Below are 20,211 nucleotides of genomic sequence, written 5' to 3' on the forward strand. Positions count from 1 at the left end.
GCGCGGCTATGCGTGCATGTCCGCGTCGCGGACCCAGGTTGAACCCGTTTGGGGTAAAGGCATGTCCGCACCCGATTTCTCGCTGCTGACCCGGCGTCGTTACGCACCGTTGTTTACCGTGCAGTTCCTGACGGCGATGAACGACAATCTGTTGAAGTTCGCGTTGCTGTTCCTCGCCAACTTCACGCTGTACCGCGCCGATCCGGCGAAGGCGGCGACGCTGGCGACGGTGTCGACCGGCCTGTTCATCCTGCCCTATTTCCTGTTCTCCGGCCTTGCCGGGCAGATGGCGGATGCGTGGAACAAGGCGTGGCTGATCCGAGCGGTGAAGGGCGCGGAGATCGCCATCATGGCGCTGGCGCTGGGCGGATTCTGGATCGAATCGGTGCCCGTACTGCTGACCTGCCTGTTCCTGATGGGCGTGCATTCGACGATTTTCGGACCGGTCAAATATTCGATCCTACCACAGCATTTGCGCGCGCATGAGCTGATGGGCGGGACAGGGCTAGTCGAGGCGGGGACGTTCGTCGCGATCCTGACGGGGCAGCTGGTCGGCGGGATCGTTCCGCCATGGGAAGCGGGTGTCGCGGCGTTCGGGTTCGCGGTGCTGGGATTCCTCGCCGCGCTGGCGGTGCCGAGCGCGCCGTCGGCGGCGCCCGATATGCGGATCGACCTCAATCCGTTTCGCAGCACCTGGGCGATCCTGCGCGCGGCGCATGGCGGGCGGGGCGTGTGGCTGGCGATCCTGGGGATCAGCTGGTTCTTTTCGGTCGGCGCGGTCGTGCTGTCGGAGTTCGCGCCGCTGGTCGCGGGTACGCTGAACGCCGCACCGGAGGTGGTGACGCTGTTCCTGGCGGTGTTCAGCCTGTCGGTCGCGGCGGGGTCGCTGCTGGTCAACCGGTTGCTGAAGGGCGAGGTGTCGGCGCGCTACGTGCCGGTCGCGGCGATCGGGCTGTCGGTGTTCCTGATCGACCTGTGGCTGACCAGCGGGCGGTTCGTAGTGGAGACGCCGGGGGCGGACATCGCCGCGTTCGTGGCGACGCCGGGCAGCTGGCATCTGCTGGTCGATCTGGCCGGCATCGCGCTGTCGGGCGGGGTGTTCGTGGTGCCGCTCTACGCCATCCTCCAGACGTGGAGTGCGCCGGAGAAGCGCTCGCAGATCATCGCGGCGAACAATGTCATCAACGCGATCGTCACCGTGCTGATGGTCGCGGTGGTGACGGCGATGCTGGCGGGCGGGAGCAGCGTGCCGGGCATCTTCGGGGCGCTGGGGTTCGCCACGCTGTCGATCGCGCTGATCTCGTGCTGGCTGTTGCCGGAGACGGTGTTCAAGTCCGTCGTGCGGATGCTGCTGCGCATCGCCTATCGCGTGGAGGTGGCGGGGGTCGAGAACATGCCGGCGCCGGGCGAGCGGGCGGTGGTGGTGGTCAACCATGTGTCGTTCCTCGACGGGCTGCTGCTGGCGGCGTTCCTGCCGGGCAAGCCGACCTTCGCGATCCACAGCCGGTTCGCGCAGGCGTGGTGGATGCAGCCGCTGCTGAAACTGTTCGACGCATTCCCGGTCGATCCGACCAACCCGATGTCGGCCAAGGCGATGGTGAAGGCGGTGCGCGAGGGGCGGACTTTGGTGATCTTCCCCGAGGGGCGGATCACCGTCACCGGCGCGTTGATGAAGATTTTCGACGGCCCCGGCATGGTCGCCGACCGCGCCGATGCGCCGATCGTGCCGGTCAGGATCGACGGGGCGCAATATAGCCGCTTCTCGCGCCTGAAGGGGAAGGCGCGGCTGCACTGGTTCCCGAAGATCGAGTTGACGGTGCTGCCGCCGTGCCGGTTCCAGCTGCCCGAGGGGATGAGCGCGCGCGAGCGGCGGGCGATTGCCGGGCGGCGGCTGTACGACGTGATGAGCGAGATGATCTTCGCGACGTCGGATACCGACCGCACGCTGTACGACGCGCTGATCGATGCGCGGCACCTGCATGGCGCGGACATGGGCGTGGTCGAGGATGTGCAGCGCGTGCCGCTGACCTATGACCGGCTGATAACGGGGACACAGGCGCTGGCACGGCCGCTGGCCGCCGGGACGGCCAAGGGCGAGGCGGTCGGGGTGTTGCTGCCCAACGTCAATGGGGTGGTCATCACCTTCTTCGCGTTGCAGGCGACGGGACGGGTGCCGGCGATGCTGAACTATACCGCCGGCCTCGCCAATTTGCGGGCGGCGTGCACCTCGGCGCAGATCCGGACGGTCATCACCGCGCGGGCATTCGTCAGCCAAGCGAAGCTGGGCGAGGTCGTTGCCGGGCTGGCCGGGGAGGGGATCAAGGTCCGCTATCTGGAGGATATCCGGGAGACGATCGGCGCGGGGGCGAAGATCATGGCGCTGGTCCGGTCGCGGATGGCGGGGCGGTTGCACCGGCGGCAGCGGGTGGCAGCGGACGCGCCCGCCGTCATCCTGTTCACCAGCGGGTCGGAGGGGGTGCCGAAGGGGGTGGTGCTGACCCATCGCAACCTGCTGAGCAACTGTCTGCAGCTGTCGTCGCGGATCGATTTCAACCGGGCGGACGTGGTACTGAACGCGCTGCCGGTATTCCACAGCTTCGGGTTGACCGGGGGTACGTTGCTGCCGGTGCTGTCGGGGGTGAAGACGGTGCTGTATCCCAGCCCGCTGCATTACCGGATCGTGCCGGCGCTGGCCTATGATGCCAATGCGACAATCCTGTTCGGGACCGACACCTTCCTGTCGGGCTATGCGCGGATGGCGCATGGCTATGATTTCTATGCGCTGCGCTACATCTTTGCGGGCGCGGAGCGGGTGCGGCCGGAGACGCGGGCGGTCTATGCCGAGAAGTTCGGGCTGCGCATCATGGAGGGCTATGGCGCGACCGAGGCGGCGCCGGTGATCGCGGTCAACACGCCGATGCACTTCAAGGCGGGGAGCGTCGGGCGGCTGCTGCCGGGGATCGAGGCGCGGCTGGAGCCGGTGCCGGGGATCGCGGAGGGCGCAAGGCTGGCGATCCGGGGGGCGAACGTGATGGCGGGGTATCTGAAGGTCGAGGCGCCGGGCGTGGTACAGCCGCCGGAGGAGGGCTGGCACGATACCGGCGACATCGTGACGATCGACGAGGCGGGGTTCGTCACGATCCGCGGGCGGGCCAAGCGCTTCGCCAAGATCGGCGGCGAGATGGTGTCGTTGCCGGCGGTCGAGGGCTATGCGGCGAAGGTCTGGCCGGGGGCGGAACATGCGGTGGTGACCCGACCGGATGCGAGGAAGGGCGAGCAGCTGGTGCTGTTCACGACGCAGGCCGGGGCGGCGGCGGGAGAGCTGTCGGCGTGGGGCCGGGCGAACGGGGTGTCCGAACTGGCGCTGCCGCGCGACGTGCGGATGGTGGATGCGCTGCCGGTGCTGGGCACGGGGAAGCTGGATTATGTGACGATGGGGGCGATGGCCGCCGGGTAGCGCGGAAGTTGGCGAAGGTTGCGGTGCGTTCGGTTTTTGTCGGGGGTGGTTTCGTTTTATTTCAAAGGGTTGGGTGTAACCTTTGCGCTGGAAGTTGACGCTTTGTGTGTTTGTCGCCGGTATGGGGTGGCGATGAGGGGGCGGGGACGATGAGAAGGAGCGGGGTGGAGTTTGGCACCGTGTTCCGTTGTAGGAAAGGGTGGGGCCGGGTTCTCGACGGACGCTTCTCGACTGGCTCGAAGCTGCTCGAACTGAACGGTTTTCTTTGTCGTGGGGTGCCGATTTTAACCGGCACCGCCGAAGAAGAAGCGGGACCCCGGGTCAAGCCCGGGGTGACGAAAAGGCAGTCTTCAATACCGATAGTCGAGCGTTGCGGTGTCACCGGGGGCGACCGTCACCCGCCAGGTCATGATGCCGTCGATCCGCTCCAGCCCGGCGGCTTCCACCTTCCCGCCGGGATAGCCGATCGGCAGTTCGACATCGACCGGCACGGCGCGGGTGTTGGTGACGGTCAGGCGGGCGGACTGGTTGGGGAGCGGGGTCTGGGTGACGAGCACCTGCCGGCTGGTGCCGGCGCCGATCAGCAGCGTTTCGCCTTCCGCCCGGTCGGTCATCGTGCCGGTGCCGACCAGCAGCGACGTGTCACCATGCGCGGCGTAGAGCGCGGTGGTGCCGGCGGGGAGCGGGATGCCGAGACCGTCGGCCTTTTCGTTGCGGACGCGCAGCACGATGTCGACCGCGCCGGCCTCGATCGGCTGGGCTACGGCCACGCGGCGGCGATAGACGCGGGTATAGGCGACGCCGTCCTGCCGCAGCAGCGCGACCTGCTTCTGGCCCTTTGTCGCGACGGTGGCGCGGCCGGGCACGCGGTAGAGCTTCACGTCGCCCAGATTTTCCGGGGCGGGCGGTGCCGGCGGTGCCGGTGTCTCGACCACCATCGGCGGCGGCGGCGGTGGGGGGATGCCCATGCGCGCGCCGGTCACGATGATCTCTTCGGCCGCCTCGAACGTCCGCATCTGTAGATCGGAGGTCGTCGTGCCGAGCGGATAGCAGCGCAGTTGCAGCCGGGTCGCCGCCGCTTCGAGCGGGGCGACCCATTGCCGGTTCAGCCGCCCGGCAACGACCTGCACCTCGGCATCGGCGAACCCCTCCGCATTGCCGTTGGCGAGCGTGGTCCACGCGAACAGGTCGAGTCGGTCGCCCCTGAGCGTGCCGACATAGCTGGCCGACCAGTCGAAGCCGGTGGCGAGATAGGACAGGCGCACGGTAACGGTGCGGCGCGACGGGCTGTCGGTGGTGACGCTCAGGACCGGCTTGGCGGCGAGGTCGGCGGGCACGCGCGCATATTTCAGGCTGTCGGCGAGGCCCGCGCAGCCGAGCGCCTCCACGCCGTTGGGCGTGCGGACGACCACGCCGCCGGTCGGGCCGGACAGGATCGTCGCCTCCTCGTCGCGCATCACGCCGCTCGCGCGGTCGGTGCGGCGCAGCGTCACGCGGTTGCCGAGCGTGCCGTCGACCAAGGCGGCGGGCGAAAGGAGGCGGGCGTCGCGGTTCTTTTCGACCGTGCCGCCGGGCAGACCGTCGACGACCGCGCTGACGGGGATGATGCCGCCCGCGACCCCTTCGAATCGGAGCACGGCGCGACCGCGCGGCAGGGTGATGCGACGGGTTTCGGTGACCAGCGCATAGCCTTGCGGGTTGCGGACATCGACCGGCTGGCGCGCGGGGCGATAGGGCGCGCGGTAGAGGGTGACGGCGATGCTGGCCGGGGCGGGGGAGGTGATGGTGGTGGGTGACGGGGCGTCGGTGATGGTGATGCGGCGGTTTTCGCCGAGGGCGCCCGCGCCGCTGCCGACCCGCACCCCGGCGGAGGCCGGGGTCCAGTGGGGTGAGGGTTGCGATCCCGCACCGGCGTCCGCCGACTGGGCCTTCGCCGGGGTGCGGGTGAGTGGGGTGTCGCGTGCCGTGAGGGGCGTGGTGGCGGTTGCTAGCAGGGACAGGGTCAGGGCGGTGCGCCACTTAGCCTGCCCTGCCATTGCGTATCCCCGCGCAGGTGGGGGGGCAGAGCCAAGCCAGCCGGCGTCTGCGTCAACCAACCCTGGATCCCCGCCTGCGCGGGGGTACGGCAATGGGCGGGGCGGGCGGTCGTTCGCCTGTCGCAACCGGCGCGGCCTGCGCATCAGAAGCGGGTGTCGAAGGTCGCGGTGACGGTGGCCGATCCGTTGGCCGGGACCGGCACCTGCCACACCGCCTGTCCGGCGTCGCTGCGCTCGCTGGGGCGGCTCTGTTCGGTGATGCGGGTGTCGGTCCAGTCGAGCCCGGCCTGCGCCAGTTCGACGCTCACGGCGGCGGGGGTCGCGTTGGTGAGCGTGTAGCGCATCTTCGTCTGCCAGCGGCTGGCGTTGATGCGGGTGCGGCTTTCGACCACGGCGCGCACCTTCACGTCGAAGGCGTCGCCGGTGGCGAGCGCGATCTTCGACCCTTGCGGCGTATGGTCGATCGCGGCTTCGCCGGTGAATTGCGGCTGGCCGCGCGCGTCGCGCATATAGACGCGGATCGTGCCGGCGGGTAGTGCGTCCCCGAGGCCGCCCTTCGCCGCATTGCTGAACCGCACGATGCTCTGCGCGCTTGACGGCTGCTCCGTGGTGCCGAGCCAGTTGTTGACGAAGCGATAGCCGGTGGTCGCGGCCGCACCCTTGACGTCGAGGAAGCTGACCTGCTTGGTCTGTTTGTCGGCGATCGTCGTGCGTTCGGGCAGCGGATAGAGGTAGAAATCGCCCAGCTGCTCGCGGTTCGCGGTTTCGGTGCCGGGCTGCATCACCGGCCGGGGGCGGCGCGGGCGGCGGGGGCGGTAGTCGTTGTCGTCGTCCTCCGACCCGACCTCTCCGGCGACCAACAGGGTGCGCGCGTTGGTGAAGGTGGTGCCGGTGTTGTTGGTGAGCGTCACCCAGCCCTGTACGTCGATCGTGCCGCTCTTGCGGTCGAGCAGCGCGACATAATCGGCTTTCCAGCTGAGGCCCCGGCTGAGGTAGGAGAGCGTTGCCGCTCGGGTGCCCGAGCGGCTGCTGTCGAGCGTCACCGACAGGGTCGGGCGGGCGCGCAGCGACGGCGGGACCTTGTCGAAGATCGCGCGGACCGGCAGGCCGTCGTCGCGCAGTACCTCGATCCGCTCGCCGATCTGGAGGACGACGCCGCCGTTCACCGCCAGCACCTTGGCGCGTTCGCGGGTTTCCGCGCCGGTCGCGGGGTTGGTGCGCAGCAGGGTGATGGTTTCGCCGACCGCCTTCTCCATCAGGCTGGAGGGGGAGAGCAGGTCGAAGTCGAAATTCTGTTCGACGATCCGCGCGTCGGGCACGGCGAGCGAGACGGTTTCGGGGCGGATCTGTGCGCTGACGTCGGGAAAATCCTGTCGCACCGTGCCGGTGTTCAGCGGCAACGCTCGGACGTCCTGGATCAGCGCAACGTCGCCATTGTAGATGGTGACCGAGACGTCGCCTTGCGCCGAGGGAGCGATGGCGGGCGGGGTGGCGGCGTCCTGCGCCAGTGCGGGCAGGGGGGCGAGGAGGCTCGCCAGCAGCAGCCAGTTCGGTTTCATGTGTGTCCCCCGTTGTTTGGGGGGAGTGTGGCGGGGGAGTGTTGCGTTGGCAAGACGGGGGGTGTCCGCCGCTTGACCTATTCCCCCTGGCCCCTCCGTTTGCTTCGAGCGCAGGTTCGAGCCTGTCGAGAACCGAAGTCGAGAAGGCGTTGCCCCAAGCGAGCAAGTTCTCGACGGACGCTTCTCGACAAGCTCGAAGCTGCTCGAACCGAACGGGGTGGGTGGGGTGACGGTGTTACCCTGCCGTTCGTCCTGAGTAGCCGCTGAGCGAAGTCGAAGCGGCGTATCGAAGGACCGTCGCAGGTGCTTCGATACGAGCCTTCGACTTCGCTCAGTCGCTACTCAGCATGAACGGCCGGGGGGGGGCTGCGCTTAGTGATTGTCGCGCGGCAGGCCCCTGGTCTGGGCGATCTGCTGGAACGCCTCTGTTCCTTCGAGGATCGCGCCGGTCGACATCTGGCCGACGACCGAACGCTGGATCGCCTGCCACGGGGTCTGCGATGCCGGGTACTGATAGCCGCCGGCGGCTTCCAGTTCCTGACGGCGTGCGGCCAGTTCCTCGTCGGACAGCAGCACGTCGGCGCGGCCCTTGCCGAGGTCGATGCGGACGCGGTCGCCGGTGCGCAGCAGCGCGAGGCCGCCGCCCGCCGCCGCTTCGGGCGAGGCGTTGAGGATGGATGGGCTGCCCGACGTGCCCGACTGGCGACCGTCGCCGATGCAGGGGAGCGCGTGCACGCCCTCCGTAATCAGATATGCCGGCGGGCGCATGTTCACGACCTCGGCCGCGCCCGGATAGCCGATCGGCCCGGCGCCGCGCATGAACATCAGCGTTTCGGGGGTGATGCCGAGCGCCGGATCGTCGATGCGGTGGTGGTAATCCTCCGGCCCGTCGAACACGACCGCCGGCCCTTCGAACGCTTCGGGATCGTTGGGGTTGGACAGATACCGCTCGCGGAATTCGGGGCCGATGACGCTGGTCTTCATCACCGCCGCGTCGAACAGATTGCCCTTGAGGACGATGAAGCCGGCCTCTTCCTTGAGCGGCTGGCCGAAGGGGCGGATGACCTTTTCATCCTCGATCACGGCGTCGCGGCAATTGTCGCCGATCGACTTGCCGTTCACGGTCAGCGCGTCTTCGGCGATCAGGCCGGCGCCCATCAGTTCCCGGACGACGGCGGGCACGCCGCCCGCGCGGTAATAATCCTCGCCCAGATATTCGCCGGCGGGTTGCAGGTTCACCAGCAGCGGGACCTTGTGGCCCTGTTCCTGCCAGTCCTCGATCGGCAGGTCGACGCCGATATGGCGGGCGATGGCCGCCAGGTGGATCGGCGCGTTGGTCGAGCCGCCGATCGCCGAATTGACCTTGATCGCGTTGTGGAACGCGTCCCGGGTGAGGATGTCGGAGGGCTTCAGGTCCTCGCGCACCATGTCGACGATGCGAAGACCCGTGCGGTACGCGATCTCCTGCCGGTCGCGATACGGGGCGGGGATCGCGGCGGAGCCGGGCAGCTGCATGCCGAGCGCCTCGGCAAGGCTGTTCATCGTCGTCGCGGTGCCCATCGTGTTGCAATAGCCGGTGGACGGCGCGGAGGAGGAGACGAGGCGGATGAATTCCTTGTTGTCGATCTCTCCGGCGGCCAGCATCTGCCGCGCCTTCCACACGATCGTGCCCGACCCGGTGCGCTCGCCCTTGTGCCAGCCGTTCAGCATCGGGCCGACCGACAGCGCGATGGCCGGGATGTTCACCGTCGCGGCGCCCATCAGCATCGCCGGCGTCGTCTTGTCACAGCCGATGGTCAGCACCACGCCGTCGAGCGGATAGCCGTAGAGCACCTCGACCAGCCCGAGATAGGCGAGGTTGCGGTCGAGCCCCGCGGTCGGGCGCTTGCCGGTTTCCTGGATCGGATGGACCGGGAATTCCAGCACGATGCCGCCCGCTTCGCGGATGCCTTCGCGCAGGCGTTCGGCGAGCACGAGGTGGTGGCGGTTGCAGGGCGACAGGTCGCTGCCGGTCTGGGCGATACCGATGATCGGCTTGCCCGATTGCAGCTCCTCCTGGCTCAAACCGAAGTTCAGATACCGTTCGATATACAACGCCGTCATGTCGATATTGTCGGGATTGTCGAACCACGCACGGCTGCGCAGGGGGGGCATGTCGGTCATCGAAGTTCCGGTTCACCAGGGGGTGGGCACAAGGCATCTCGGGCAGGGCGGGGCGTCCGGCGGCCGCGATCCGGTATCCCGGACCGATCCCCGCCTTCTCCCCCCTCACCGCCGTTGACGCCGTGCGTTGGCCTATATAGTCAGACAAAATGCATTAGGGCAAGCGATGCGACGGAACAAACCGTCCCGCGATGCCGACACAAGAGGGAGAAGACCTGAGATGCCGGCCCCGATTTCCGCGCGCTCCGTGGAGAGCACGTCCGCTCCCGCCGGGGCCAGCTACGCCCCCGCGCTGACGCTGCTCGCCAGCCTGTTCTTCATGTGGGGCTTCATCACCGTCATCAACAACACGCTGCTGCCGCATCTGCGCAGCGTGTTCGACCTGAACTATACCCAGACGACGCTGATCGAGAGCGTGTGGTTCATCGCCTATTTCGTCGCGTCGATCCCCTCGGCCAAGCTGATCGAGCGAATCGGGTATCAAAAGTCGCTGGTCGTCGGGCTGCTGGTGATGGCAGCCGGGTCGCTCGGCATGGTGCTGGCGGCCAGCCTGCCGTCCTATGGCGTGACGTTGGTCATGCTGTTCGTGATCGCCAGCGGCATCACGCTGCTGCAGGTCGCGGCCAATCCCTATGTCACCGTCATCGGCCCGCCCGAGACGGGATCGTCGCGGCTGAACCTGGTGCAGGCGTTCAATTCGCTCGGCACCACGCTCGCGCCGATCTTTGCCGGCTATCTGATCCTCGGTCGCTCGGTCGGCGGCACGACGCAGGATCGCGTGCTCACGCAGGCGGAGCGGCTGGCCGACGCGCAGTCGGTGATCCTGCCCTATGTGCTGGTCGCAGGCGTGCTGGTCGTGCTGGCGGTCGTGATCGCCCGATTCCCGCTGCCCGCGATGGGATCGGCGACCAGCCGCGTCGCCAAGGAGGAACGCAAGAAGCATTCGCTGTGGAACCACCGCAACCTGGTGTTCGGCGTGCCGGCGATCTTCATCTACCTGATCGCCGAGATCGGCGTCGCCAACCTGTTCATCAACTTCGTCTCGCAGCGCGATATCGCCAACATCACCCAGGCGGAGGCGTCGCGCTACCTGGCGCTGCTGTGGGGCGGGATGATGGTCGGCCGCTTCGCCGGTTCGCTGCTGATGCAGAAGATCGCGGCGGAAAAGGTGCTCGCCTTCTTTTCGATCGGGGCGTTCGTCGTGATGCTGGGCGCCACCTTCCTGTCGGGGCCGGCGGCGATGTGGTCGCTGATCCTGGTCGGGCTGTTCCATTCGATCATGTTCCCGACGATCTTTTCGCTGGGCATCAAGGGGCTGGGGCCGCTGACCGAGGAAGGGTCGGGGCTGCTGATCATGGCGATCGCCGGCGGTGCGCTGGTGGTGGTGCAGGGCTGGCTGGCCGACCGCTACGGCCTGCAATGGTCGTTCCTGCTGACCGCCGTGTGCGAGCTGTACATCCTGTTCTATGCCGTGTGGGGATCGAAGGTGACCAACCCGATCGACGACGTCCCCGCCGACAACGACGTCTTTGCATAAGGAAATTCCGATGACTCTCCGCCTGTTGCAGCGCGTCGCACCGACGCGCGCCGTGATCGCCGCGACCGATGCGGGGGCGCATGTCGTGCCCGGCGTCGACAGCATCCGCGTGCTGGCGCTGCGCGCGATCGATGCCGGCCACAGCATCGCCGACGAGGTCGCGGCGCTGGGGCAGGGCGAGGCGGTCGATATCGCCCAGCTGCTCGACGCCGGTGCGATCGGATCGCCGATCGACCATGAGGACCCGGCGCATGTCATCATGACCGGCACCGGCCTGACGCATCTCGGATCGGCCGAAGGGCGCGACAAGATGCACCGCGCCGCCGCCGAGGCGACGACGCAGACCGATTCGATGCGGATGTTCCTCGAAGGGGTCGAGGGCGGCAAGCCGGCCGAGGGCGAGGTCGGGCAGCAGCCCGAATGGTTCTACAAGGGCGATGGCGGGCAGATGGTGGCGCCGGGCGGCGACTTCACCATGCCGCATTTCGCGCAGGACGGCGGCGAGGAGCCGGAGCTGGCGGGCATCTATGTCATCGGCAGCGACGGTACGCCGCATCGCATCGGCCTTGCGCTCGCCAACGAGTTTTCGGACCATGTGACCGAGCGGCACAATTATCTGTGGCTGGCGCACAGCAAGCTGCGCCAGGCATCGCTCGGGCCGGAACTGCTGGTCGGCACGCCGCCCGAGCATGTCGAGGGGACGAGCCGTATCGTGCGGGACGGCGAGACGATCTGGGAAAAGCCGTTCCTGTCGGGCGAGGCGAACATGTCGCACAGCTTGGGCAACCTCGAGCATCATCACTTCAAATATGCGCTTTTCCGCCGGCCGGGGGACATTCATGTCCACTTCTTCGGGACGGCGACGCTGTCCTTTGCCGATGGGGTGCGGACGGAAGAGGGCGATGTGTTCGAGATTCAGGCGGCGCCGTTTACCCTGCCGCTGAGGAACCGGTTGACGCGGGCGGATGCGGTGCCGGTGGCGGTCAGGGTTTTGTAGACGGCTTTCGTTGTCCCCGGGGGCATTGTTTCGAGTGGTTTCGATGGAGGCGTGAACGGGCCGTTTCCGTGGATCCCGGCTTTCGCCGGGATGACGGGTGGGAGTGTGCGGGGGCGCTTCCTTGCGTTCGGCACTCCTGCGGAGGCGGGAGTCTATTGGCGCTGGCGCTGCGGGTTTGCCGAGACGGTGGCGTGTATGGATTCCCGCCTTCGCGGGAATGACGGTAGGGGCGGGGCGCGTTCGAGGTTTGCCGCTCGCCGCTTGCTGCTTGTCACCGACGCTCGCCGCTTGCCACTTGTCACCGACGCTCGCCGCTCGTCGCTTGCTGCTTGCCGCTTGCCGCTCGTCGCGCGCCGCTCGCCACCGACGCGCACCGCTCGCTACTCACGCTCGCCTGAATTGCTGCCCGTCTTTCCTATCCGTTTCTGCTTTCCTTCCCCCACGCTCCCTTCCGTTTGCTTCGAGCGCAGGTTCGAGCTTGTCGAGAACCGTAGTCGAGAAGGGGGTGCCCAAAACGACCGGGTTCTCGACGGACGCTTCTCGACAGGCTCGAAGCTGCTCGAACCGAACGGGGATTTGAGGAAGGGAGGACGGCTACCCCAGCAGCGGCTCGATCCGGTCGAGCAGCGGCAGCTGGCTCTTCAGCATCATCATCCGTGCCTCGGCGACCGGCATCCACCTAGCCGCGTCGACTTCGGGGAAGCTCCTGCGCCTGCCGCTGCGGGGCGGCCATTCCAGTTCGAAGGTCATGCTGGTGATCGCATGGGTGTCGACATCCTGTTCGGCGGCGAAGGCCGAGACCGACTTGCCACCCGCCTGCCGTACCGTGCCCAGGGGCGCCAGCGGCGCGACGACCGCGACGCCCAGTTCCTCGGCAACTTCGCGCCGGGCGGCGTCCTCGACCGCTTCGTCCGGTTCGACCTGGCCCTTGGGAATCTGCCACGCGCCGACCTGCCGCCGCGCCCAATAGGGGCCGCCGGGATGGACGAGCAGCACCGCCGGGCTGGGCGTGCGGCGATAGAGCAGGATGCCTGCGCTATGCTGGGGCATGAAACGGTCCCTGTTCCTGGCCGGCGATCGTATCCGTCGCCGATTGTTGATGGACAGACGCCGCCGACCCATGTTGCGTTCCATGGCCATGTCATCGGACCGTTTCGCACCTTTTCCGACGCCGGTTCGACGCAGATGACGCAGTTCGACCTGTTCGCCGCCGCGCCGGCATTGCCCGGCCTCACCCATGCGCCGGGCGTGTTGCCGGAGGGCCGGTTGGCTGCTTTGGCCGAGGCGATCGATGGCGCGCCGCTCACTCCGTTCCGGTTCCAGCAATGGACCGGCCTGCGCCTGACCGCCTCCTATGGCTGGCATTATGATTTCGAGGCGGGCCGGGTGGGACAGGCCGAACCGATGCCCGACTGGCTGCTGGCGGTGCGCGACATTGCGGCGGGCTTTGCCGGCGTGCCGGCCGATGCGCTCGTGCAGGCGCTGCTGATCCGCTACGATGCCGGCGCCGGGATCGGGTGGCATCGCGACCGGCCGGTGTTTGAACATGTCGTCGGGCTGTCGATCGGTGCGCCGGCGACGCTGCGCTTCCGGCGGCGGCGGGCGGATGGGTTCGACCGGTTCGCGCAGGCGCTGGCGGCGGGCGATGCCTATCATCTGACCGGCGAGGCGCGGTGGGACTGGGAACATGGCATCGCGCCGATGGCGGCGACGCGCTGGTCGATCACCTTTCGCAGCCTGACCGAGCGATTCCGCAGGGAGATCGGGGTTGCGTGAGTTGAGCCTGCATGTGGTCGGCGCCGACCATCCCAATCGCGGCGGCGGCAATCGGCGGTTCGAGATTTTGCTCTGCTCGCCGGGCGAGGGCGTTACGCTGGTCCCCGAACCGCGCAACCCGGTCGATCCCAACGCGGTGATGGTGCTGAGCGCGCGGGGAGTGCAGATCGGCTATCTGACCGCCGACCGCGCGGCATGGATCGGCGCGATGCTGCGCCAGGGGCGCGAGGTGGCGGCGGTGTTCCAGCAGGCGACGCCGATGGGCGCGGCGGTGCGGGTCGCGTTCGACGGCGCGGTGCCGGTGGTGCCGGTGGTGCCGGCGGTGCGGGAGGTCGGAGAGGATGCGGAGCCGGAGTTCTGGCCGGACGAGGTTTGGCCGGAGGAGTGGGAGTAAGTCTACTTCCGCTCCCGTTTGGTTCGAGCAGCGATCGAGCCTGTCGAGAGCGCGTGTCGAGAACGGGGTTCCGCTGGGTAGTCGTTCTCGACAGACGCTTCTCGACAAGCTCGAAGCTGCTCGAACCAAACGGGGTGGAGAAGGAGAAGGGGACCTAGAAACTCCCCTGCACGCTCGCGCCCGCCGGGATGCCCGCGAAGGGCAGCACCGCCGCGCCGTCCCCGGTCAGGGCGAAGCGCAGCGTGCCGTCCTCGTTGATCGTCGCGTCCATCAGCGTCCGGCGGCGCTGGTCGGCGGGGACGAGGCGGACGCGGGTCTGCGTGCCGATATGCTCGGCGGTCAGCAGCAGGGCGGGGGTCGGCGTGGCGACGTTGCCGGGTTTGGTCGTGCAGGTGCCCGGATCGATCGCGATGCGGCCATCGGCCATGGCCGATCCGGCGATGGTCGAGAGGACCGGCAGATCGACCTGCCACGTCGAATCGCAGGCGAAGGGCAGGTTGGGCTGAAGCGCGGACAGCAGCGAGGCGTCGGCCGATCCGCTGACCCGGTCGAGCCGCACGCCGCCGGGGCGGAGCAGCGCCTGTCCGCCGAGATCGGTGTCGGCGCCGGTCGCGGTCCAGTCGACTGCGAAGCCGAGGCTGGTGAGGCTGCGAAGCGGCGCGAAATGCCATTCGAGGCGACTGCCGCCGGCAATGCCGACCTCGCCATTCCAGACCGTGCCGCCGACGCCGCTGCGCCAGTCGGTGTTGCCGGCGATCAGGCTGGCAGGCAGGGTGACGATCATCGCGACCGCGAACGAGGCTATGCCGAGCGCGGCGAAGCGGATACTACGCCGCCGTGCCTGTAAGCGGGAAGGACTCGACAATGCGATCGCGGCGCTCGACGCTCGGACTGGTTCGCGATGCGGTGCTGCTGTCGTCATTGGCATCGGTCGCGTCCCCCCTGATGGCTGCGAAACGGAGCAAGCGCTCCGCCGCGTTGCTGGTTCCGCTGACCGGAGACCGCGCGGCGCTGGGCCTTAGCATACGCAATGCGGCGATGCTTGCCGAAAGCGACGCGGGCGCGCTCACCGTACTCGATACCTGCGGCACGGCGGCGGGGGCGGCGAGTGCGGCGCGCGCGGCGGTGAAGCGCGGGGCGGCGATGCTGCTGGGGCCGTTGTCGGCGGCGGAGACGCGGGCGGTGGCCGGCGCGGTCGGCGTGCCGGTCGTGGCGCTGACCAATGACGCGGCGGCGCGCGGCGGGTCGGCCTTCGTGTTCGGGATTACCCCGGCACAGGCGACGGCGGCGATCCTCGGCTATGCGCGGTCGCGCGGCGTGCGGCGGGTGGTGGCGGTCGATGACGGCACGCCATGGTCGCAGGCATCGGTCGTGGCGGCGCGGGCGAGCGAGGCCGATCTGGGGCTGACGATCGTGCCGGTGACCGGCGGCACCATCCCGCCCGGCGTCGAGGGCGATGCGGCGTTCGTGCCCGGTTCGGCGGTGGCGATCGCGCCGGTCCTGAAGAACCGGGGGATGCAGCTGCTGGCGACGATGCAGACGCTCGATTATCGGCCCGATGCGCTGACCGCGCTGGAGGGGGCGTGGATCGCCAGCCCCGATCCGGCGAAATTCGCGAGCTTCGCCAGCGCCTATGCGGCGCGTAATGGCGGGCGGCCGGGCGCCATTGCGGCGCTGGGTAACGATGCGGCGCTGATCGCCAAGGCTTTGCGCGACAGCGACCAGATGACGCGCGAGGGGGTGCTGCGCGAGGCCGGGTTCGACGGGGTGACCGGGCCGGTGCGCTTCCGTTCGGACGGCAGCTGCGCGCGCGACTTCGCGATCCTGGTGCCGACGAACGGCGTGTACGACAAGGTGGCGGAGAGCCGCGGGGCATGAGCCGGCCGCGCGCCGGGGAGGGTGGCTTCACCCTGCTCGAACTGATGATCTCGCTGGGGCTGTTCGCGCTGATCGCGGTGGCGGGGCTGGCGCTGGTCGATAGCGTGATCGGGGTGGACGGGCGGACCGAGGCGCGGCTGGACCGGGTCGCCGACCTGCAGCGCGCGATGGTGGTGATCTCCAGCGACCTCGACCAGATCGCGCCGGGGCCGATGGGCGGCGACGGTGCGGGCCTGCGGTTCCGGCGGAGTGCGCCCGGTGTCGGCGGGCCGCCGATCGGGGTCGGATACCGCGTGGCCGACGGGCAGTTGCAGCGGGTGGTCGACGGGCGCGCGCAGCTGGTGCTGGATCAGGTGAGCGCGGCGCGCTGGCGTTATTTCGACGGTGGCTGGCGCGACAGCTGGCCGCCCGCGCCCGACCGCTCGCTCGACTGGCCGCGTGCGGTGGTCGTGGAGTTGCAGGTCGGCGGGCCGGGCGGGGGCAATCTGCGGCGGATCGTGACGCTGCCGATCGCGGCGAAGACGACATGAGCGCGCGGGTGCCGGAGCCCGAGCAGGGCATGATCCTGGTCAACGTGCTGATGTTCGTGGCGATCGCCAGCGGCCTCGTCCTGCTGATGATCAACCGCGAGGAGGTGGCGCTCGACCGCTCGATCCGCTCGCGCGAGGCGGCGCGGGCGCTGGCGATCGTGCGCGGGGGCGAGCTGTCGGCGCTCTCCGCGCTGCAACGCGACGCGCGGGTGGCGCCCGAGGCGGACTATCCGGGCGAACCCTGGGGCGCGATCAGCGAGAATGGCATCGCGATCGAAGGCGGCCGTTTCGACCTGGCGATTGCCGATGCCGAGGGGCGCTTCAACGTCAATTCGGTGCGGCGCGAGCTGGACCCGATCCCGCAGCTGCTGTTCCTGCGTATCGCCAAGGCGGCGGGGATCGAGGAGGCAAAGGCGGTCGCCGCCATCGCGCTGATCCGCGAGCGCGGGCCGGTGCAGGACCTGCGCCCGCTGGCGGTGTTCCTGCCCCCCGAACAGGCGCAGCTGCTGGCGCGGATGGTGACCGCGCTGCCGGGCGATACCGCGATCAACCTGAACGCGGCGACGCCCGAATTGATGGCGGTGCTGTTCGATCCCGACAAGGCCGGGCGGCTGGTCGCGATCCGCAACCGGCAGGGCTATCTGTCGAAGGACGACCTGACGCGCGAGGACGTGACGCTGCCCGGCGGCACGCGGTTCAAGTCCGACCATTTCTGGGTCCGCACCCGCGCGACGATCGGCGGCACGGTGCAGCAGGGCGCGACGCTGATCCAGCGGGTCGAGCGGAAGGAGGGGGCGCAGTCGGTGCCGGTTGCGGTGCCGGTGGAGCGGTGGCGCAATGCGGCGATCCCGCCGGAGGTGCCGGGGTTTGGCGGGTAGGGTGGCCAAAGTTCACTAAGTTCACACTCGTGCGCTTGTCGTGAGCAGGGCGATTTGGGGCCGAGCGGCGGTGTCAAAGAGCGGGGGCGGTGGGCGGCCAGCGAGGATGATCGCAGGCCTGGCGACTGTAGGAAAGCGGGAATGGCCAGCTACGGGGGAAAGCTGCCGCGCGCTCATTCGGCAACTCCCGAATCGCGTGCCTAGCAGAAGCTTGGGGCCTGATATTGACGCCGATATTCCGAACTGCCCTCGCCTAGTAAAGCGATGCACTCCGCTAGGTCAGGGTAGAACACATCCCCCTTGATTACGCCCAAATATCTCCAACGCTGCGACTCCGTGTCACGCTCCCTTTCCCGGCGCTCCGTTAGTGCTTCGGGTGGACTGTCATCAGGCAAAGCAAAAAAAGCATCCCCGCCACCCTGTTCGATTACCACAAGCTGGCGGGCTGGTGTCAGATAAATATTGCTCCTCCTATGATCGTTAACAGCAAAAATAGTGTCTGAAGCGCTGCCAAATTGATTGCGAACGGTGACTATCCACTCGCTCCCGCTAAAGTTCGAGCTAACATTGACAGAAATTTTGCTATCAGCCACGGGTACGACAGGGCCGTTGGAGCAGCCTCCGGCAAGGATTGCCGCCAAAGCATATTGAGCGCCGCGAAGTCTTCCCATCTCGGGATAATGCGGGAGTGCCGGGTTACAAGCAACTCTGCCTTGCCGCTGATACGTCTGCTTTTGGACGAGCGTCGCGACATCGCTCAATAGCCAATCCACGCATTCTCGATATGGCGGGGCGGGGTCCGCGGTGCGAGGAGGATGACGTCGATGCGCACATCGCAGCCATCCGCATAGGTCGGCGCGAGTATTTCCGCCGCTGCTGCCACGCGGGCGAGGCGGCGTTCGTCGATGGCGTGGTCGAGGTCGGCGGTGGTCGCTCGGGTCTTTACCTCGACGAAGGCGACGACATTGCCGCGCCTGGCGATCAGGTCGACTTCGCCGGCCTTGGTGCGGACGCGGCGGGCGAGGATGCGCCAGCCTTTCAGGCGCAGCCACCAGCCGGCGATGCGTTCGCCGCGGCGGCCGGCATCGTCGGCGGCGATGCGGGAGGCGCGGGAGCGGGGGCGGGGCGGGCGGGTGAGCACGGCCGGACTGTGCCGTGCCGTCCGCTTACCGACAAGGCGTCAGCGCAGCAGGCCGGCGGCGCGCAGGGCCTTTTCGATCGTCGCCTGGACGCCGTTGCCCGGCACCGCCGGAGGTTCCGGCGTCAGGCGCTCGAGCCTGGGCGAGGGTGGCGCGGACGCCTGTGTCGGTTCGGCGGCGACCAGTCCCCAACTGCGCGCGATCTCCAAGGTGCTCGACAGGCCGACGTCGAGCATGAACGGGCCGGTCGCGCCGATGCCGCTGCGGCTGTCGACGGGGACGCCGTGCCCCATGCCGGTGATGCGCCATTCCTCGACCAGGGGATTGCCGTGCGGATCGCACCATGCGCGGTGCGACCAGTTGGGGCCGTTTGCGCCCTTGCGCGGTTCCGCCGGCAGCGCGTGGACGTCACGCCATTGCCGGACCAGCGCGTCGCTGTTGGCGATCACGACGGTCGGGTCGGCGGTGCCATGCCAGATGGCGACGCGCGGCATGCGGGGGCCGGGGGCGATGGCGAGCGTATCGGCGGCGGCGATCCCGCGCATCCGCTCCAGCGCGGCACGGACGCCGAGGGCGGTGCCATAGGGCAGGCCGCCGATGATCGCGCCCGCCGCGAATGTTTCGGGCCAGGTCGCGAGCATCACGGCGGTCATTGCACCGCCCGCCGAGAGGCCGGTGATGAATATGCGGGCCGGGTCGATGGCGTGGGTAGCGACCATGTGCTCGATCATCGCTGCGATCGATTCCGCCTCTCCGCCGGTGCGGGCGATGTCGGCGGATTCGAACCAGTTGAAGCACAGGTTCGGGTTGTTGGCGCGGCGCTGTTCGGGGAGCAGCACGGCAAAGCCTTCGCGGTCGGCCAACGTCGACCAGCCGGTGCCATGATCGTACACCGCCGCATCCTGCGTACAGCCGTGGAGAGCGACCACCAGTGCCGCGCCGGGACGCAGCGTTTCGGGCACATAGGCCCGCGCGCGCAGATTGCCGGGATCGGGGGCAAAGCCGGTCAGGTCGTGCAGCCGGTCGGGAACCGTCGGTCTGCCATGGGCGGCGCGCATCCGCTGCAATTGCTGGATCGTATCGGACAGGGCCGGCATGGCGCGAAACCTCTTCAACCGCGACGTCGATCGGCCGCTGTTGGAGAATGGGGCTTCATGCTGCATTGCACAATGGGTTTCAGGCGAATCCTGCCGGTTGCAGGACCAGACGCACCGTCGACACGGGCGCGCCGGTGGCGAGACAGTCGCCCATTTGCCGCCCGGTCTCCACGAAACCGAGCTTGGCCAGCACGCGGCCGGAGGCGGGGTTCGCTTCGAAATAGCCCGAGGTGATGGTGGACAGGCCGAGCGTGTCGAAGCCGTAGCCGACGACGGCACCGGCGGAGCGGGGCATGATGCCGCGCCCCCAGTGCTCGCGTGCCAGCCAATAGCCGAGTTCCGCCGAGGCCGGATCGTCCCCTGGCGTCAGGCCAACCACGCCGATCAGCGTATCGTCGCCGTCCAGCGTGATCGCCCACACCCATTCGTGCGGCACGACATGGTCGAGGAAGAAGGCGGCGTCGGTCGCGCCATAGGGATGCGGCACCCGCGCCAGCCGCCGGGCGATCTCCGCATCGCCGCAGATGCGGACGATGGCATCGCTGTCGCGTGGCTCCGGACGGCGCAGGATGAGCGGCGGGGCATGGAGGACGGGGCGATCGAACGGGCGCGTCATGGCCGACATCGTACCGGACCGGACGGCGGGCCGCCAGCGCGGCGAAATATCGATATGTGACGATCCAATGGTCGGGGAGAGAGGATTCGAACCTCCGGCCCCTGCCTCCCGAAGGCAGTGCTCTACCAGGCTGAGCTACTCCCCGACGGAGTAT

The 20,211-nt window shown here is 68.5% G+C and carries 17 protein-coding genes and 1 tRNA gene; 8 read left to right on the top strand and 10 right to left on the bottom strand.

The genetic code is table 11. From position 1 onward, the window contains the following. Positions 1-61 precede the first annotated feature (61 nt). Positions 62-3,457 (top strand): acyl-[ACP]--phospholipid O-acyltransferase, encoded by a 3,396-nt coding sequence (locus PPZ50_RS05850; protein WP_232307854.1) that lies wholly within the window; start codon positions 62-64, stop codon positions 3,455-3,457. 350 nt (positions 3,458-3,807) lie between these two features. Here the strand turns inward: PPZ50_RS05850 and PPZ50_RS05855 are convergent, their stop codons facing one another. The 3 genes from PPZ50_RS05855 to PPZ50_RS05865 all read right to left on the bottom strand — a co-directional run bounded on the left by PPZ50_RS05855 (position 3,808) and on the right by PPZ50_RS05865 (position 9,215). Next, positions 3,808-5,493 (bottom strand): DUF4139 domain-containing protein, encoded by a 1,686-nt coding sequence (locus tag PPZ50_RS05855; protein WP_157092673.1) that lies wholly within the window; start codon positions 5,491-5,493, stop codon positions 3,808-3,810. 143 nt (positions 5,494-5,636) lie between these two features. Further along, a complete protein-coding gene (locus tag PPZ50_RS05860) occupies positions 5,637-7,052 on the bottom strand; it encodes a DUF4139 domain-containing protein (RefSeq protein WP_126014194.1) in 1,416 nt (471 codons plus the stop codon). 372 nt (positions 7,053-7,424) lie between these two features. After that, positions 7,425-9,215 carry an IlvD/Edd family dehydratase gene (locus PPZ50_RS05865; protein WP_066688297.1) on the bottom strand — a complete coding sequence of 597 codons (1,791 nt, stop codon included), beginning with the start codon at positions 9,213-9,215 and terminating at the stop codon, positions 7,425-7,427. Between the two features lie 220 nt (positions 9,216-9,435). Between PPZ50_RS05865 and PPZ50_RS05870 the strand changes: the two genes are divergently transcribed. Both PPZ50_RS05870 and araD1 read left to right on the top strand, forming a co-directional pair. Beyond that, positions 9,436-10,752 carry a sugar MFS transporter gene (locus PPZ50_RS05870; RefSeq protein ID WP_066688299.1) on the top strand — a complete coding sequence of 439 codons (1,317 nt, stop codon included), beginning with the start codon at positions 9,436-9,438 and terminating at the stop codon, positions 10,750-10,752. A 10-nt stretch (positions 10,753-10,762) separates the two neighbouring features. Beyond that, positions 10,763-11,749 (top strand): AraD1 family protein, encoded by a 987-nt coding sequence (araD1, locus tag PPZ50_RS05875; RefSeq protein WP_066688304.1) that lies wholly within the window; start codon positions 10,763-10,765, stop codon positions 11,747-11,749. 594 nt (positions 11,750-12,343) lie between these two features. Here araD1 and PPZ50_RS05880 read toward each other — a convergent pair. Beyond that, complete coding sequence (locus PPZ50_RS05880; RefSeq protein ID WP_066688305.1) at positions 12,344-12,799, bottom strand: NUDIX domain-containing protein; 456 nt, start codon at positions 12,797-12,799, stop codon at positions 12,344-12,346. Positions 12,800-12,934: 135 nt separating this feature from the next. On the opposite strand from PPZ50_RS05880, the gene PPZ50_RS05885 reads away from it, so the two are divergent. Beyond that, positions 12,935-13,525 carry an alpha-ketoglutarate-dependent dioxygenase AlkB gene (locus PPZ50_RS05885; RefSeq protein ID WP_066688342.1) on the top strand — a complete coding sequence of 197 codons (591 nt, stop codon included), beginning with the start codon at positions 12,935-12,937 and terminating at the stop codon, positions 13,523-13,525. Beyond that, the gene (locus PPZ50_RS05890; RefSeq protein ID WP_084401271.1) at positions 13,518-13,919 is read left to right on the top strand and encodes an HIRAN domain-containing protein; all 402 of its coding nucleotides are present in this window, start codon (positions 13,518-13,520) and stop codon (positions 13,917-13,919) included. Before PPZ50_RS05885 ends, PPZ50_RS05890 begins: the two co-directional genes overlap by 8 nt. 154 nt (positions 13,920-14,073) lie before the next feature. On the opposite strand, the gene gspN is transcribed toward PPZ50_RS05890, so the two are convergent. Further along, positions 14,074-14,784, bottom strand: a complete 711-nt coding sequence (gspN, locus tag PPZ50_RS05895; RefSeq protein WP_232307856.1) for a type II secretion system protein N — start codon at positions 14,782-14,784, stop codon at positions 14,074-14,076. On the opposite strand from gspN, the gene PPZ50_RS05900 reads away from it, so the two are divergent. From PPZ50_RS05900 to PPZ50_RS05910, 3 genes are read left to right on the top strand one after another with little or no spacing between them, the layout of a single operon-like run. Continuing rightward, on the top strand, positions 14,784-15,797 hold the full coding sequence (locus PPZ50_RS05900) for an ABC transporter substrate-binding protein (protein WP_066688311.1): 1,014 nt from the start codon (positions 14,784-14,786) through the stop codon (positions 15,795-15,797). The two genes, gspN and PPZ50_RS05900, sit on opposite strands and share 1 nt — an antisense overlap. Then, complete coding sequence (locus PPZ50_RS05905) at positions 15,794-16,327, top strand: type II secretion system protein GspJ (RefSeq protein ID WP_066688312.1); 534 nt, start codon at positions 15,794-15,796, stop codon at positions 16,325-16,327. Before PPZ50_RS05900 ends, PPZ50_RS05905 begins: the two co-directional genes overlap by 4 nt. Next, positions 16,324-17,205, top strand: coding sequence for a general secretion pathway protein GspK (locus PPZ50_RS05910; RefSeq protein ID WP_066688313.1), 882 nt, complete (start codon positions 16,324-16,326; stop codon positions 17,203-17,205). Before PPZ50_RS05905 ends, PPZ50_RS05910 begins: the two co-directional genes overlap by 4 nt. Positions 17,206-17,405: 200 nt before the next feature. Here PPZ50_RS05910 and PPZ50_RS05915 read toward each other — a convergent pair whose 3' ends face one another. The 5 genes from PPZ50_RS05915 to PPZ50_RS05935 all read right to left on the bottom strand — a co-directional run bounded on the left by PPZ50_RS05915 (position 17,406) and on the right by PPZ50_RS05935 (position 20,202). Beyond that, positions 17,406-17,978 carry a hypothetical protein gene (locus PPZ50_RS05915; RefSeq protein ID WP_126014178.1) on the bottom strand — a complete coding sequence of 191 codons (573 nt, stop codon included), beginning with the start codon at positions 17,976-17,978 and terminating at the stop codon, positions 17,406-17,408. Then, the gene (locus tag PPZ50_RS05920; protein WP_272815738.1) at positions 17,963-18,346 is read right to left on the bottom strand and encodes a YraN family protein; all 384 of its coding nucleotides are present in this window, start codon (positions 18,344-18,346) and stop codon (positions 17,963-17,965) included. The genes PPZ50_RS05915 and PPZ50_RS05920 overlap by 16 nt, the downstream gene beginning before the upstream one ends. A 39-nt stretch (positions 18,347-18,385) precedes the next feature. After that, complete coding sequence (locus PPZ50_RS05925) at positions 18,386-19,441, bottom strand: extracellular catalytic domain type 1 short-chain-length polyhydroxyalkanoate depolymerase (protein WP_066693719.1); 1,056 nt, start codon at positions 19,439-19,441, stop codon at positions 18,386-18,388. A gap of 79 nt (positions 19,442-19,520) precedes the next feature. Next, positions 19,521-20,057: a GNAT family N-acetyltransferase gene (locus PPZ50_RS05930; protein ID WP_232308054.1), complete on the bottom strand. Its 537-nt coding sequence runs from the start codon at positions 20,055-20,057 to the stop codon at positions 19,521-19,523. A gap of 68 nt (positions 20,058-20,125) precedes the next feature. Further along, positions 20,126-20,202: transfer RNA gene (locus tag PPZ50_RS05935), tRNA-Pro, on the bottom strand. Positions 20,203-20,211 lie beyond the last annotated feature (9 nt).

This window comes from Sphingomonas hankookensis (assembly GCF_028551275.1).
In the GTDB taxonomy this organism is placed as follows: Bacteria; Pseudomonadota; Alphaproteobacteria; order Sphingomonadales; family Sphingomonadaceae; genus Sphingomonas; species Sphingomonas hankookensis_A.